This is a genomic window from Nonomuraea ferruginea (assembly GCF_039540635.1).
Classification (GTDB): Bacteria; Actinomycetota; Actinomycetes; order Streptosporangiales; family Streptosporangiaceae; genus Nonomuraea; species Nonomuraea ferruginea.
The window spans coordinates 447,607-461,292 of sequence record NZ_BAABFD010000003.1 but is presented as its reverse complement, the minus strand read 5'-3'; the positions used below and the strand labels follow the sequence as shown (position 1 = coordinate 461,292).

Genomic DNA, 13,686 nt, shown 5'->3' with positions numbered 1-13,686 from the left:
CACAGACGCCTGACCAGCCACGACGCTGGCACCTAGTGACACGCCGCATCAGCATGCCTGCAAGCATTTCCGCAGCTCAGGCCACAGATCTATGTGCTTTTCTCGCTACACATCTGCGGAACGCGGGGAGACCTGGCCACATCCGCGGAGTTGCGAGAGTTCGGCGGCATGCCGGAGGGTGTTCCAGTATTCGAGGTCGTACCGGGGCCTCGGAAGCACCGCAAGGTCCTACGCGGGGATCACGTAGAGCTGATCTTCGAAGATGCGCCGTCTGGTAATTGATCTTCAACGGGCAGCATTCTGCGGAATACTGCGATAATCTGCAGCCCAGCAAGATCATTGCACGGTCGCGGTTACCAAGCCACTTGACCTGCGAAGATTCCTTCGACGTATCCAAATTGCGGATTGTGCGGATAACCTCTGCTCTAGATGCTTGCCCGAGATTCCGCATCTCTCGGACAGCAAGGTCATACCTGCTCTGCGGGGTGGAGAGGCGCGAGGCGGCGTAAACTCCCAACCTCCGCACCGGCGCATGCGCAGAGTCCCGGACAACTACAAGTCCGGGACTACCACATTGCCAACTCTGACCTACGAGCGACGTTCGTGCCCTGGCACGAGGTTCCAGTTGGTCGAGTCTTATCGAGACTGGAAACCTGAGCAACGTAGGCTAGCTCGCATCAGTTACCGTGGATCGAAAACTTCGAAACTAATCAACCGGCTTCGCTCGACGACCATCTCTTATGCGGTTTAGCTCGGCCAACGCAAAAGTCCTCCGCCCCTCAGGCGACGGCTCTAGCCCAGAATAGCGAGTAGCAGTCATATCGGCCGCGTCTATCTCGTTTTCGAGTCGATGCAGAACAAATTCGATTCCGAGGGCGTTATCGACACTGGCAGGGTCAAGACTGTCCATGCGATGGCGAGGCTTTGTGGAGCCACCGTAGGACACAGTAACAAGGCTGCCTACGGCATCCTGTAGTGACACCTTCTCGAGTTCTACTTGCTGGAGTAGCCACGCACGAGCTTGTTCAGGAGCGAGAATACGCCATGCCGCGTGTAGACTGAAAAAGAGTTCCAAGCGATCTCTATCATGAGGCTCGCCGTAGCTTGCCAAGCGCTCCACAATGAGGCCGCGGACCACATCGCGCGCCTGCGAAAGCCAAGCTAGTTGTCGCTCTTGACCATCCTGCGAAGTATTGCCATCACTCACAGCCGCAGGAAATCGCGTGATTGCAATGGCTGTGAAAAGCAACCCCGAGTCTTTGATGGACATCGCCCTGATAACAAGCTCACCTTGATCTGCATTCAGATCGCGGAAGAGGTTCATGGCAAGGTAGATGAACATCCGCCTCGGATCTTCGAAGAGCCTGTGATCATCTGGTAGATCACCGTATTTGTCGGCTAGAAGTTGCAGCACACCTGCGCTCGGCAGGCCGCCTTGCTCCCTCAAAGAGTCGAGCTTCCTGATCACCCTTCCAGTATCCGTCACAAGCCGGTCGATGAGCATTCCCAGTTCAGAACCTGCCCGCTCGGATACTAGTTGCTGCAGGGCTACCAGAACTGTTCGATCCGCAATATCTTCTTCCGGAACGCCAAACGTGAAGTAGCGATCGAAGTAGTCCACGTGTCCCACGCCCCGCTGTTTACCCAGTTCTCCAAAATCTCGCCCGCCGAAGGAAAGGTTGTCATGTGCAGACTGAATCGGAACGAAAAGCGCACTGAGAAGCGACATGACACCTGACATGTTGTCTCTAGCAACCCCCGCCACCTCCAGCCTCTCTTGCCATATAGCGAGTCGTTGAGCAGGTGTTTGAGATGCACCTCCACCCAGCAATGCCCTGTTATTGTTGTTGAGAAGATCGTCCTTATACCGTTGCAACATGGCGTATACGCCGGACTCGAAAGTGCGCAAGAAGGTGATCACAAAAAAGTCAAAAAAACTTACCTCTTCGCCAGCTGGCCCATATAGGGCATCGAGTTGTGCCATGAAACGGTTAACTGCTCGCGGAGTCGACAGGCGATATCCTATATGGTCATAATATGCCCGCCCAAGAAGATACTGCTCCTCCTCGGTCAGAGTTTTTCCATGGCGACCAAGAATAGCATCTAGCATGTCGTCAACAAGTTCGCCCTTCTGCTTCTCACGGAAGGCAGGAAGGTCCAGGCGAACTTGTGCAATCTTCTCCAAGTAATCACGCGCGCGCGAAATCTGATCACTCACCAAGTCGGTCCGCATCAGCACATCTAGCAGCGTCTGCTCGTCATAACTCAACAGGTAGTAGAGGTTCGGCAGCCTTCCTACAAGCCGCACGAGCTTGAAGACCAACAAGAGCTCTTTCGGCTCCAATCGATCCAGATCGTCCAGGATCACTAGAATGGGCCGATTCAGTTCTTTCAAAGCATGCGCAACTGCATCTCTTTTTTTGGCCATACTGGCGTTCCCTGCGATAGTATTAGCTGCCGCCTCAACAGCCTCTCCATTGACGCCAGGGATAAGACCCGCGTACGGCTTTATAGACTTGCCAAATTCCCTAATCTTGTCACGAGTCTCACTCCATCGCCCATCTTCTGGAAGCGCGTCGCGAATTTCGGCAAAAAAGCCTGCGATAAGCGTATCGACGTCCGTATAAGACCACGGATTATACTCGGCCATCAGCCATTCTCTGGGCGCTTGGCGCTCAATCAAACTTCTTCGCGTCATCGCAATAAGGGACGACTTCCCCGAACCCCATGGACCGATCAGTGCGAGAACGCTAGAGCTCTCATGACGGCTGACGCGATCAAGCACTGCCGCAAGGTCCTTGGCATATGCGGACCGGCCGAGCAGGTCAGGCAGGTCATCCGATCCGTCGACAGGATCGTCATTGAAAAGTCGATCACTATGCATAAGCACTCATACTGCTCGGACCGGACCCCATCCGCCAGTAGGTAACATGATCTGTCATCAAGTGTAAAAACCGGCATCTGCCTGCCTAGACGTGGACAGGTGATCCGTGTATTGAGCGCTTGTGTGGGTCGTGGCGGTACCGTGGACTCTGTCCTACCGCCGTCCAGGGAAGGTGAGCGACTTGACCGAGCGTCCCCAACGCGATGCAAGTGCTTCGCGGCTAGAGCACACGGCGATTGACCCCGAGAGCCTGGAGTTCCGCGAAGGGCGACCGGTTCCTGTTGCCTGGCCTGCCCCTGACCAAGGGAACGCCTCTATCTCTCAGGCAGTGGACACTTCACCCGCCGGCGCTGCCGATTCAGGGGTTACAGCCGACTCTGGCGGAACCTCCTCAGCTGGTGAGGCGGAAGCGTCAACGACATAGCGTATGAGGATGGTGCGTATCTGCCGTGCGGGCACGCATGCCGCATGGCTGATCAACTGCTGGCGGCGTCCATCCGGCATTGTGTATTCCAAGGGGGCCACCAGGATTAGGTCTCGATCAGCGATGTCTTGAGTCACCGGATTGAACCATGCCAACGTGCCCTCTATCTGTGCACCATCATCGAGAATGCAGCACGTCTTGATGATTGGTCGCTGACCACTATCACGCTCGACTTCGGATGGCCGGGCATCGAACAAGCGCCACCACGCTGATTGCGACGACGGATGTGGGGCCAGAGTAGTGCGGAGGGCGCTCAAAGCGGAGAGAACGACTGCCGTGGCCAGCATGCCGATGCCCCAGAGCGTAAGGGAGGCATAGTGTGTAGCGACGTACTTGTCGCCTTCACGAATCAGGCGTGTCACGTCTGGAGTAAGGCCAGGCAGGAGAGCGTGTAGGAGAGCGAAAAGCGCCAGGACTGTCAGATCAGCGAGAACGCTGCAGAAAATGACTGCCGATGTCTCCCGAAACGCCGACACGTGCCGATTCGGTGCACGTCGTTCCCAGACCGTCACATACGTGAGGCCGGGCAGCAACAACACAACCAACAGCAGTAGCCCACTTAGTGTGGTCGGCATACCGTATCCTTCCGCGAACCGGCGACGGCGGAGGATACATTACTGGCGGCGTTGCCACCTTCGGGGGCCGTATGGCTACGCCAAAATCATGATCACGTACGGGAGGCGTACAGGAAGAGACGCGTACGACACGTTTCCGCAGGTCAACGACACAGATTCGTCCGGCCTCCGGAGCCGGGTGCGTAGGTTCGAATCCTACAGGGGGCACTCACGATCAGCCGGGCCGGACATTGTCTGACCTGGCTTTTTGCTTTGTTTCCGTATCCATGTGACCTTGCCATCCTGCGACACCGGTAGACGAGATGCGCGAGTCATGGCGCGATTCCTTGATCATCGGTCGTCCTCTCGGGCGCGGTCCATCCGCTCGATCGACACTTCGTCGTAGGCGGCCATGCAACGGTGGTAGAGCCGCTGCAGCACCTCCACGCTGTGCCGGCCATTGGGCTACCTGAGCCGCGGGCACACCGACAGGAGTCGGCGCAGGTCGTGCCGACCATCGTTGAGCTTGTGGACCGCTGGCGGCGAGTTGGAGGCGACGTTGGCTTGCCCTGATTCGCCAGGTTGCCAGATAACCGGGAAACGAAGCTCCACCCGTCGGCGACGCCGGATTGTGAGGCCGGCGCCGCCGCGGGTGGCCAGGTTTCAGTCGCGTGTGGAGCCGCCTGTGGCAGACGTATTCAGCTGCGCGCTCGTCCAGCCGGTGAGCTCCTCGAGGGAGACGCTGTGCCGTGACCCGTCCTGAAGGATTGCCGTGACGCTCTTGACACCGCCACGAGGTGAAACTCTCTCGCGCTGCTCCGTCGTCGGCGCGTCCGGCCACCAGGCCGCGAAGTAGCCGCCGGTGACGGTCGCGGTCACGCTGCCTTTCGCCTCCGTGGAGAGCTCCAGACCCACCACGTCCTCGCCGACCCTGCCGGTCACGGTACGCACGCTCTCCTCACTCGTGCTCATGACCGCGCCGAGGGCGGCCCGCGCCGACTCCGCGGGAACCGGCGGAAGCGGTTGTGCGTCGGGCCCCGGTGTGCTGCCGTGCGAGCCGACGAGGTCGCCATCGTGGAGCAGGCAAGTGATCTCGGCCAGGTAACTGCTGTCGTCGTTGACGTAGACGAGCGTCCACGGCCCCCGGCCCTCGGTCACCACGGGCCGGAAGCCGAGCTCGCGCCCGGTTGTGCGCTTGGCGGTGTCTCGGGCGTTGTCGAGGCACTTCTCCTGGGCGTCGGCGGCCCGGTCACCGCTCACCGTGTGCGGCGTCGCGGTCCACGCTGCCATCGCCGAGCCGCCGCCGAACACGCCGGGCAGCAGCAGCGCTGCCGTGATGCCGACGGCCACCCCTGCGCCGACAGCGGTGAGGCGCCTGGTGGTGAGCAGGCGCGGGCTGCTGGTCGTCGGTACGGGTGCCTCCATCGGGTCGGTGGCCACCACCCGGGCCAGCAGGGCCCGAGCCTTGGGGTCGATGTTGGTATCCAGGTCAGCGGGAGTGACGGCCGGGTCGAAGTCGCGCAGGGCGTGGTCGAGGGTGTCGTTCATCGCATGCTCCGGGAGTCCACGGTGGCGGTTGCCACGGGCTGGGTTGTAGTGGCGGGGGCCGCGTCGGCGTGGCGGCGCAGAGCACGCCGGGCCCGGGTGAGCCGAAGCCGGAACGCGACGGGAGAAATGCCGAGCACCCGCGCGGCCTGTGGGGCTGTGAGGCCGTCCCACACGGCCAAGGCGAGCGCCTCCTGGTGGAGCGGGCTGAGCCGCCGCCACGCCTGGACGAGGTCGAGCCGGCGTGCCACCGACTCGGGGTCCAGCCCGGCCGCCGCGGCGCCGGTCAGCTGGCTGTCGGCGATGCGAACGGTGAGCGCCTGCCGCCGCTGGTCGGCCCGCAGCCCATTGCGCAGAGTGAGGTGCGCCACGCCGAACAGCCAGGCCCGCGCCTCCTCCGCCGCCGGCGGCACGTCATCTAGGCGCCGCCAGGCGACGAGGAACACATCAGCGACCACGTCCTCGGCGTGGGAGGGGTGGACGCGACGCTCGACGAACCGCAGCAACGCGGCATACGTCTGCTCGTAGAGGTGGGCGAAGCGCTGGGTGCGCGGCGGCCCCGTGTCGGTGACGTTCATGTCTAGGTCATGTCCGGCAGGCTCACAGGTGTGTCATGACCCGTCACGACGAGGCGTCGGTCACGGCCTCCTCCGTGCTCTCGCCGGTGACATCGTGTGCCGCCCTGGCCGGCAGCGTCGACCACATCCGGATCGCCATGACGGCCGATAGGGCCGCAAGCACTGAGATTACTTCCTCGCGAACCACTGGCAGTTTTTCCGGGCTCAACACGGCGGCCTGGAAGGGCAGGTCCTGACGGGTCATGGCGCCGATCCCTGTCGGCTCGCCTTGATGGAGAACATCAGCGGGATGCGCGGCCGGCCCTCCGGCAGCCGGTAGACCGGGCCGTGGGCCTCCAGGTTGCCGAAGCGCCTGAAGAGCGTGTGGTCGTGCTCGTGCAGGAAGTCGATGCGCAGCCCGGCCCAGGCCAGTGCGGAGACCACCTCGCCCAAGGTGTGCTGGAACTGGACGGACGTGGTGTTGGCCAGTTCTTCGGAGCCGGTGTAGGTGTACGGCTCGTCCCAGATCTGCGGATCGCTCCTGAAGTAGTCGAACGTGACGGTCGATCCCTCGGCGTCGTCCAGCATGTCGGTGAAGGGGTGGAACTCCGACAGGTACAGGAATCCGCCCGGCTTGAGCAGGGCGGCTACCACCTCGGCCCAGCGCCGCATGTCGGGGAGCCAGACGAGCGCGCCGATCCCGGTGTAGACGATGTCGTAGGCGCCGCCCAGCGCGACGGGGGCGTCGTAGACGTCCGCGGCCACGAAGCGGGCTTCCAAGCCGCACTCCTCGGCCAGGGCGGTGGCGGTCTCGACGGCCTTTTCCGACAGGTCGAGCCCGCAGACCTGGGCGCCTCTCCTCGCCCAGGCGAGGGTGTCGAGCCCGAAGTGGCATTGCAGATGCGCCAGCGACTTGCCGGCGACGTCGCCGACCTCTTCGATCTCGAAGTCCCGCAGCGGGTCGCCGCCCGCCTTGAAACCGGGGACGTCGTAGAAGTCGCTGGCCACGTGGATGGCCACGCGTTCGTCCCAGTTGGCGCGATTGACGGCCAGGTAGTCGATCTCGCTCATGGCGGTCGAGCCTAGGGTCCCGCCCGGCGGTGACCCAACCGGATATCGCCAGCCTGAGGGCGGTGATAGGGAATGCATAGGACGCCTGGGTACCATCGCGATCATGCAGGTTCCTGGTCCGCACTATTCCCCGTTTCATCCCCACAGCCGGCCGATGCCGCCCCCTGCTCCGCCCGTCAACCGGGCGCTCGCCGGTTCCGCTCTGGTCTCCTCAGTCGTGATCGCGATCGGCGCTTTCCTGCCGTGGAGCAAGATGCTGGTGCGCGGTTCGGCGATCGAGGAGGTGACCGGGTTCGAGGATGCCGGCGTGGCGCCGCTTTTCGTCGCGTGGCTCGGTGCCATGTTCGCGGTCGCGGCACTGACCGCGGGCAAGACGACGAACGAGGCCGAGGTCGTGCCGGGGGCGGTCGGCTTGATTCTCTGCGGATCCAGTTGGCTCCTCACCGTCCGGAACTCTGACGAGGCTGTTCTCCGATGGGTCAGCGACGGGCTCTTCGTCTCCCTGGCCGGCTCGGTCGCGCTGTTCGTCATCGGCTTCATGGCGATCGTCCATGACCGCCGGTGGCGCAGGGCGGCGGTGACACGGCCGGCTTGACGGTCACGCCGCCTGCCATCGTGGGAAGGGCGCTCGTCCCTGCGAAGGCCGGATGTCGTGGTTGCCGGCGAACAGGTGGGCGGGGTCGTACTGTCGTTTGACCGCCGCGAGTCACTCGCGGACGGCCCTCGGACAGATCGCGGCGCCTCCTCCTCGGTGGCGGAAACCCGGCGGGAATGAGGATGACCGGTCGGACAGTGCTTGTGTATGGACATGTCACTGCGCGCCCGGATACGTGACGGGGATGCCGAGGCGTTCGAGGTGCTCTTCGAGGAGATGGCCCGGCCGGTGTTCAGTCACGCCTTCCGATTGACCGGGGACTGGTCGGCCGCCGAGGACGTGCTGTCGCTGACCTTTCTCGAGGCGTGGCGGCTGCGGCATCGGATCGACGCCGACGGCGGATCCCTGCGGCCATGGGTGCTGGGGATCGCGACCAACGTGGCGCGGAATCTGCGCCGGGCGGCGAGGCGGTACGACGACGCCCTGGCCAGGATGCCCAGAGGCGATCCCATCCCCGACTTCGCCGACCAGATCATCGGCCGGATCGACGCCGCCGAGCAGTTGGCCGCGATCCAGCAGGCCTACGGCTCGCTGCGCCGTCAGGAGCAGGAGGTGTTCGCGCTCTGCGTGTGGTCGGGGCTCGACCATGCCGAGGCGGCCCAGGCGCTGGGCGTCGCCGTGGGGACCGTCAGGTCCCGCCTGTCCAGGGCGCGCAAGAAGCTGGAGAAACTCGCCGCGGAACGGCAACAGGCCTCCGGGTCGCGACAGGTAAAGGGTGACCACGACAGCGTGGTCCGGTCCGTACGGGAGGAGAACCGATGAACAAGGCCGAGCGCGAGTCCCTGGCCGGGTTGCTGCCGTTCGAGGCGGAACCGCAACTCCCGAACGGCCGGCAGCGTCTACTCAAGGAGTTCGTCATGGTGGAAATCCGCAGGTCAGCGGAGCGCCCTCGGCGGCGCCTGGTCCGCCCCGCCCTCCTGGCCCCCGCGCTGGCCCTGGGTGTCGCGGTGGCAGTGGGCGTCCCGACGCTCCTCGGCGGTGGGACACCCGCGTACGCGGTGTCGAAGAACGCTGATGGGACGCTCACCATCACCATCAACCAGGCCAAGGACCCCAAGCCGCTGGAGGCCACCCTCCGAGGCATGGGAGTCAACGCGGTCGTCGACTACATCCCCGGAGGGAAGCGATGCTCGCCGCAGCCGCGTAGCACGAGTTTCCTGTCCCGGCAGGAAGCGCAGAACCCGGCCGACGGCAGGCCGTTCCACATCTGGCCGCCCAATACGGACGAACCGGGGTTCCGCATCGACCCGGCCGCGATCAAGCCCGGGCAGACGGCGGTGCTGGAGTTCAGCGTCTCCGCCGACGATAAGACCGCCGGCATCTGGGCGAACATCTCCAACGGGCCCGTCGCCGCCTGCACGCTCGTGGACAGCGACGAGGCGCCGCTCGGCCCCCCGCCCGGCTGGGACGACTGACCGGGGGCACACACGATCAGCCAGGTCAGATGCCGTCTGACCTGGCTTTTTGCTTGTTTCCTCAGTCGTGCCTCGCCATCCTGAGACGCTGCCGGATCCTCGCGGCGATCAACGCCGTGCACACCACCACCCGGGACGTCCGCGTACCAACTGGTGGGCAACAGTGCCGGTGGACAGGTCGCCCAGTACGGACACGGTCCGGCGGGCTCGGCCGGTACAAGCGCGATGTAAGGATACGGATCATGTCAGATGCCACGCAGTACCCCCTGGAACCGGGCCCGGAGCAGGTGCGCCTGATGGGCGAGGCCGTGCTGGCCTTCGTCGAGGACTTCCTGCGCGACCTGCCGGAGCTGCCCGCCTTCGACCCGGCTCGCTCCGCCGCCCTGGCGGGGGTGCTGCGGGAGCCCGCCCCTGAGCTGGGCAGCCCGCTGTCCGGCCTGCTGTCCACGCTGCACGCGGCGGCCCGCGACGGCGCCGCCAGCGCCGGGCCCGGCTATCTCGCCTACGTGCCGGGCGGTGGCCTGTACGCCGCCGCGCTCGCCGACTTCCTGACCGCGGCCATGAACAAGTACGTCACCGTCTGGCAGCTGGCCCCGGCCTGCGCGCAGATCGAGGCCACGGCCGTCCGCTGGCTCTGCGACCTGTTCGGCTACCCCGAGGAGGCGCGCGGCATCCTCACCTCAGGCGGCTCCATGGCCAACTTCTCGGCCATCGTGACCGCCCGCGTCGCCCGGCTCGGCGAAAGCTTCCTCGACGGCACCGTCTACGTCACCGACCAGACCCACGCCTCCTGTGCCAAGGCGGCCCTGCTGGCGGGCTTCCCGCGCGCGCACGTACGGGCCGTGCCGGCGGGCCCGGACCTGGGGATGGCCCCGGACGCGCTGGCCCGGATGATCGCGGACGACCGGCAGGCCGGCCTGCGGCCCTTCCTCGTGATCGGCAGCGCGGGAACGACGAACACCGGAGCGATCGACCCGCTCGCCGAGCTCGCCGCCGTCGCGAGAAAGGCCGGGGCGTGGTTCCACGTCGACGCCGCTTACGGTGGCCCGTTCCAGCTCACCGAGCGCGGACGCGCCCGGCTGCGCGGCATCGAACTGGCCGATTCGATCACCCTGGATCCGCACAAGGCCCTGTTCCTGCCGTACGGGACCGGCGCGCTGCTGGTGCGCGACGGCGCCCTGCTGCGCCAGGCCCACCACATGGACGCCGCCTACCTGCAGGATCTCGGCGACGAGGACGACATCCCCAACTTCACCGAATACTCCCCTGAGCTGACCCGCGACTTCCGCGGCCTGCGACTGTGGCTGCCGATCAAACTGCACGGCCTCGACGCCTTCCGCCAGGCTCTGGACGAGAAGCTCGACCTGGCCGAACTGGTGCACGACACGCTGCGCAAGAACGGCTTCGAGGTCCCGTGGCGACCGAGCCTGACCGCCGTCGCCTTCCGCTGGGTGCCAGGGGAAGGCGACGCCGACGCCTTCAACGCCGAGCTGCTGCGCCGCGTGACGGCCCGGGGCCGTGCGCTGCTGTCCAGTACGCGGATCGACGGCCGGTACATGATCCGGGTGTGCGTCGTCAGCCACCGCACCCACCGCGACCGGGTCGAGGAGCTCCTGGACATCGTCAGCGAGACCTGCGCCGCGCTACAGGCCGAACACCCGGCGGGTCCCCAGTGAAGCAGGCGTAAGGCTCCGGTCGTAGGTGTGGTTGTCGACGCGGGGACGATGCCCTCCGTATGGACCGATGAGGTTCCGCGGTGGAGGCGGTCTCCATACGTACGAGCCAAGCAGCCGGCAGAGGAGATTGCAGTGGACGACATCGAAAAGCAGACCGCGAACGGCAAGGTGCTCTGGCACTTCACCATGTCGCTGGACGGGTTCGTGGCCGGGCCGAACCACGAGATGGACTGGATGATGACCGGCATCTCACCCCAGCCGGGCGCGATCGAGGAGTACGTCGCGACCACCGGCGCGATCCTGGGCGGCCGGCGCGGCTGGGACGCCTTCCCGGATCCCGGCATGGTCTACGGCGGCGCCTGGACCGGACCCATCTTCGTGCTCACCCACCATCCCGAGGACGCCAAGCCCGCCGACGGCGTCACCTTCCTGGACTGTGACGTGGCCGAGGCGGTACGGATCGCGCTGGCGGCGGCCGGCGGGAAGAACGTCGAGGTGCATTCGCCGACGATCGGCGGCCAGCTTCTCGAACGCGGGCTGCTCGACGAGATCGACCTGCACATCGCGCCCGTGCTGCTCGGCGACGGCATCCGGCTGCTGGACCTCCCCGGTGGCCGGCCGCACTACCTCCACCGCCTCGGCGTCGATGACCCCACGGCCGAGCTGGGTGTACGGTACCGGCCGGTCAGGGCGTGACCGGCCCTGTATTCGATTCTCATACGCTTGAACTTTCAGAGCCTTCGCTCACGTACCATCGGCTGACGGATCCGCAGTAAGGCCATATCGGTCGTGACCGGAGAATCCAACGAGCGGCCGACCCAGGAGTACGCTGGCCCTGCCGTCAGTGTGCATCCCGCCGTTCGTGCTGGAGGCCCGCATGAGCTCTCCGGATCCACGCCCTCATCTGGGCGGGGATTACTCCGGCATCGACCCCGGCTTGATGGACCTTTTCGAGCCGGCTCTCGGCCGTACGGGCGCGACCATCGAAAGCAGTGAACCGCAGATCAGGCGTACCCTTCAGCAGTTCGACCTGGATACTTCATACCTGACCGCGTTCAGAGAAGCCGCCAACTGGATCAGCGCGAAGCGTCCTGAATTACGCCGGCGCAAGGAGACCATCTCCGCCGAAAAGGCGGACTGGGGTGCTCCCGGCCAGGCTGTCAATGGGATGGTCGCGTTCGACGAGGCCCGCTACAGCAAGGCCTTCAACGATCCCCATGTCTACGCCGCTGTCAGCCACCTTTCCGCCGACGGCAAGATCAGCGACTCCGTCCTCGCTGCGCTGGAAAAGCGAGCGCAGGACCCGGAGTTCGTCACGAAGCTCATGCATGCCCTCGGCCCGGAGACTTACCTGGCGCTCATGCGCAGGACGGTGTCTCAAAGGGATGAGAAGCGCCTTGAAGCCGCTCTGAGCAAGGCTCTCGGCGCGGCGAGTCCCCGCCTGGGCGCCGACTGGCGGAAAAGCTTGACGGCCGACCTCGATCGGGAGGAGTACTTCGCGCTCGCGCGGGCGCTCAAACATGGGACGTTCGACCACGGCTTTCTGCTGTACGTGGCCAGGAAAGTGGATTCAGCGTCGCGGGCCGAAAAGGATCCGTGGTTCGCGGGCCGGCAGGTGAGAACGCCTTTGCCCGAGGCGATGTACCAGTCCGCGATGAAGGACGTTTTCGAGGCGCTGGGCCGGCATCCGAAAGCGGCCCAGGAATTCTTTGCCTACGACCGGTCGGCGCTGAGGTTCTACGTGATGGAGAAGCCGCTGAAGGACGGTGGTGTGGCGCTGGGCCGGGCGCTGGAGGCGGCCACGATGACGTTCCGCGACCATGCGGGCACCGCCCTGGACCCGTCGCGCGGCTACCTCTCGGCCGGACTCGCCTCCGACCTCGTGCATCTCCAATTTGAACGGATCAAGGCGGACGAGCGCCCTTCCTTGGTGGCTGCCGGGTCCATCGGGCGGATTCTGGCGGCGTACATATCCGACGTGAACCGGGTTGCCTTTGTCGGCCTCGAACAACCAGGCGTGTTCATGGAGGACTATCCGAACCTCCCAGGGCGGGAGGACTGGGGAGCACGGTTCAACAAAGGCGAACTCCGCGCCGTGATGCAGGAGGCGTTCAAGGAGGACGAGAAGGCATTCGGAGTGGTGACCTCGGCTCAAACGGCATGGAGCGACAGACTCCTCAACCATGGCGCAGGTCAGGTGGCCGCAGGTCAGGGCGCCGACAGCTTGAACACCGCAGGGCTGGAGATCGGTGCGGGATTCGGCCTGATCACCGACGCGGCCGGTCTCGCCCGTATCGAGAAGGGGCACGAGCTCGACGAGACCCAGAAACGGAACATGAAGATCCTCACGGCCGTGGTCAACACCGGTCTGGCTATCCCGCAAGCAGGGTCATGGCCCATCGGGGCGAGTGTGACGGGCGCGTGGACCGGCATGATCGAAGACGCTGTTCAGGGCAACGCGCGAAAGGAAGCCGTATTCGCCGCCAACAGCACCGTCGAACAGACTCGGTTCCTCGTCCATCAACTCACTGCTCAGGCCATGTTCGACCATGGTCTTTTCGGAGCGGCCGACCCACCCGCGAAGACTCACCCATGGGCGTCACTCAGCGACGTCGAACCCGGTGACGATCCGCGCAGCGCACCGAACAACTTCCTCAAGCCAGACGGCAAGACGCTGATGTCGTTCGACGAGATGAGCGCCGGCGATGGTCGACGCTACGACGCCTACCACACCTGGCTCTATAAACGTCCTGAGGACAACCCGTGGAAAACACTCGGAGTTCAAACCGCTCTCGACGACGGTTACACCACCGGATTCGTGCGGTATCAGTGATCAAAGTCAGTC

At 64.6% G+C, this 13,686-nt stretch carries 12 protein-coding genes; 6 read left to right on the top strand and 6 right to left on the bottom strand.

Annotated features, from left to right (window positions below):
• Positions 1-706: 706 nt before the first annotated feature.
• The 6 genes from ABD999_RS08830 to ABD999_RS08805 all read right to left on the bottom strand — a co-directional run bounded on the left by ABD999_RS08830 (position 707) and on the right by ABD999_RS08805 (position 7,095).
• Positions 707-2,884 carry a KAP family P-loop NTPase fold protein gene (locus ABD999_RS08830; RefSeq protein WP_271278850.1) on the bottom strand — a complete coding sequence of 726 codons (2,178 nt, stop codon included), beginning with the start codon at positions 2,882-2,884 and terminating at the stop codon, positions 707-709.
• 321 nt (positions 2,885-3,205) lie between these two features.
• A complete protein-coding gene (locus tag ABD999_RS08825) occupies positions 3,206-3,943 on the bottom strand; it encodes a DUF6338 family protein (protein WP_271278849.1) in 738 nt (245 codons plus the stop codon).
• A 642-nt stretch (positions 3,944-4,585) separates the two neighbouring features.
• Positions 4,586-5,470, bottom strand: a complete 885-nt coding sequence (locus tag ABD999_RS08820) for a hypothetical protein (protein ID WP_271278848.1) — start codon at positions 5,468-5,470, stop codon at positions 4,586-4,588.
• Complete coding sequence (locus tag ABD999_RS08815; RefSeq protein WP_271278847.1) at positions 5,467-6,045, bottom strand: RNA polymerase sigma factor; 579 nt, start codon at positions 6,043-6,045, stop codon at positions 5,467-5,469. Before ABD999_RS08815 ends, ABD999_RS08820 begins: the two co-directional genes overlap by 4 nt.
• 43 nt (positions 6,046-6,088) lie before the next feature.
• A complete protein-coding gene (locus ABD999_RS08810) occupies positions 6,089-6,289 on the bottom strand; it encodes a hypothetical protein (protein WP_148034117.1) in 201 nt (66 codons plus the stop codon).
• Entirely contained in the window at positions 6,286-7,095 is an 810-nt protein-coding gene (locus tag ABD999_RS08805) for a class I SAM-dependent methyltransferase (RefSeq protein ID WP_271278846.1), read from the bottom strand. The genes ABD999_RS08810 and ABD999_RS08805 overlap by 4 nt, the downstream gene beginning before the upstream one ends.
• Before the next feature lie 103 nt (positions 7,096-7,198).
• Between ABD999_RS08805 and ABD999_RS08800 the strand changes: the two genes are divergently transcribed.
• The 6 genes from ABD999_RS08800 to ABD999_RS08775 all read left to right on the top strand — a co-directional run bounded on the left by ABD999_RS08800 (position 7,199) and on the right by ABD999_RS08775 (position 13,674).
• Positions 7,199-7,690, top strand: a complete 492-nt coding sequence (locus ABD999_RS08800; protein ID WP_271278845.1) for a hypothetical protein — start codon at positions 7,199-7,201, stop codon at positions 7,688-7,690.
• A gap of 207 nt (positions 7,691-7,897) precedes the next feature.
• Positions 7,898-8,512, top strand: a complete 615-nt coding sequence (locus tag ABD999_RS08795) for an RNA polymerase sigma factor (RefSeq protein WP_271278844.1) — start codon at positions 7,898-7,900, stop codon at positions 8,510-8,512.
• Entirely contained in the window at positions 8,509-9,165 is a 657-nt protein-coding gene (locus tag ABD999_RS08790) for a hypothetical protein (protein ID WP_271278843.1), read from the top strand. The genes ABD999_RS08795 and ABD999_RS08790 overlap by 4 nt, the downstream gene beginning before the upstream one ends.
• Before the next feature lie 242 nt (positions 9,166-9,407).
• Positions 9,408-10,841, top strand: coding sequence for a pyridoxal phosphate-dependent decarboxylase family protein (locus tag ABD999_RS08785; protein WP_271278842.1), 1,434 nt, complete (start codon positions 9,408-9,410; stop codon positions 10,839-10,841).
• 132 nt (positions 10,842-10,973) lie between these two features.
• On the top strand, positions 10,974-11,537 hold the full coding sequence (locus ABD999_RS08780; RefSeq protein ID WP_271278841.1) for a dihydrofolate reductase family protein: 564 nt from the start codon (positions 10,974-10,976) through the stop codon (positions 11,535-11,537).
• Positions 11,538-11,703: 166 nt separating this feature from the next.
• Positions 11,704-13,674 (top strand): hypothetical protein, encoded by a 1,971-nt coding sequence (locus ABD999_RS08775; RefSeq protein WP_271278840.1) that lies wholly within the window; start codon positions 11,704-11,706, stop codon positions 13,672-13,674.
• Positions 13,675-13,686 lie beyond the last annotated feature (12 nt).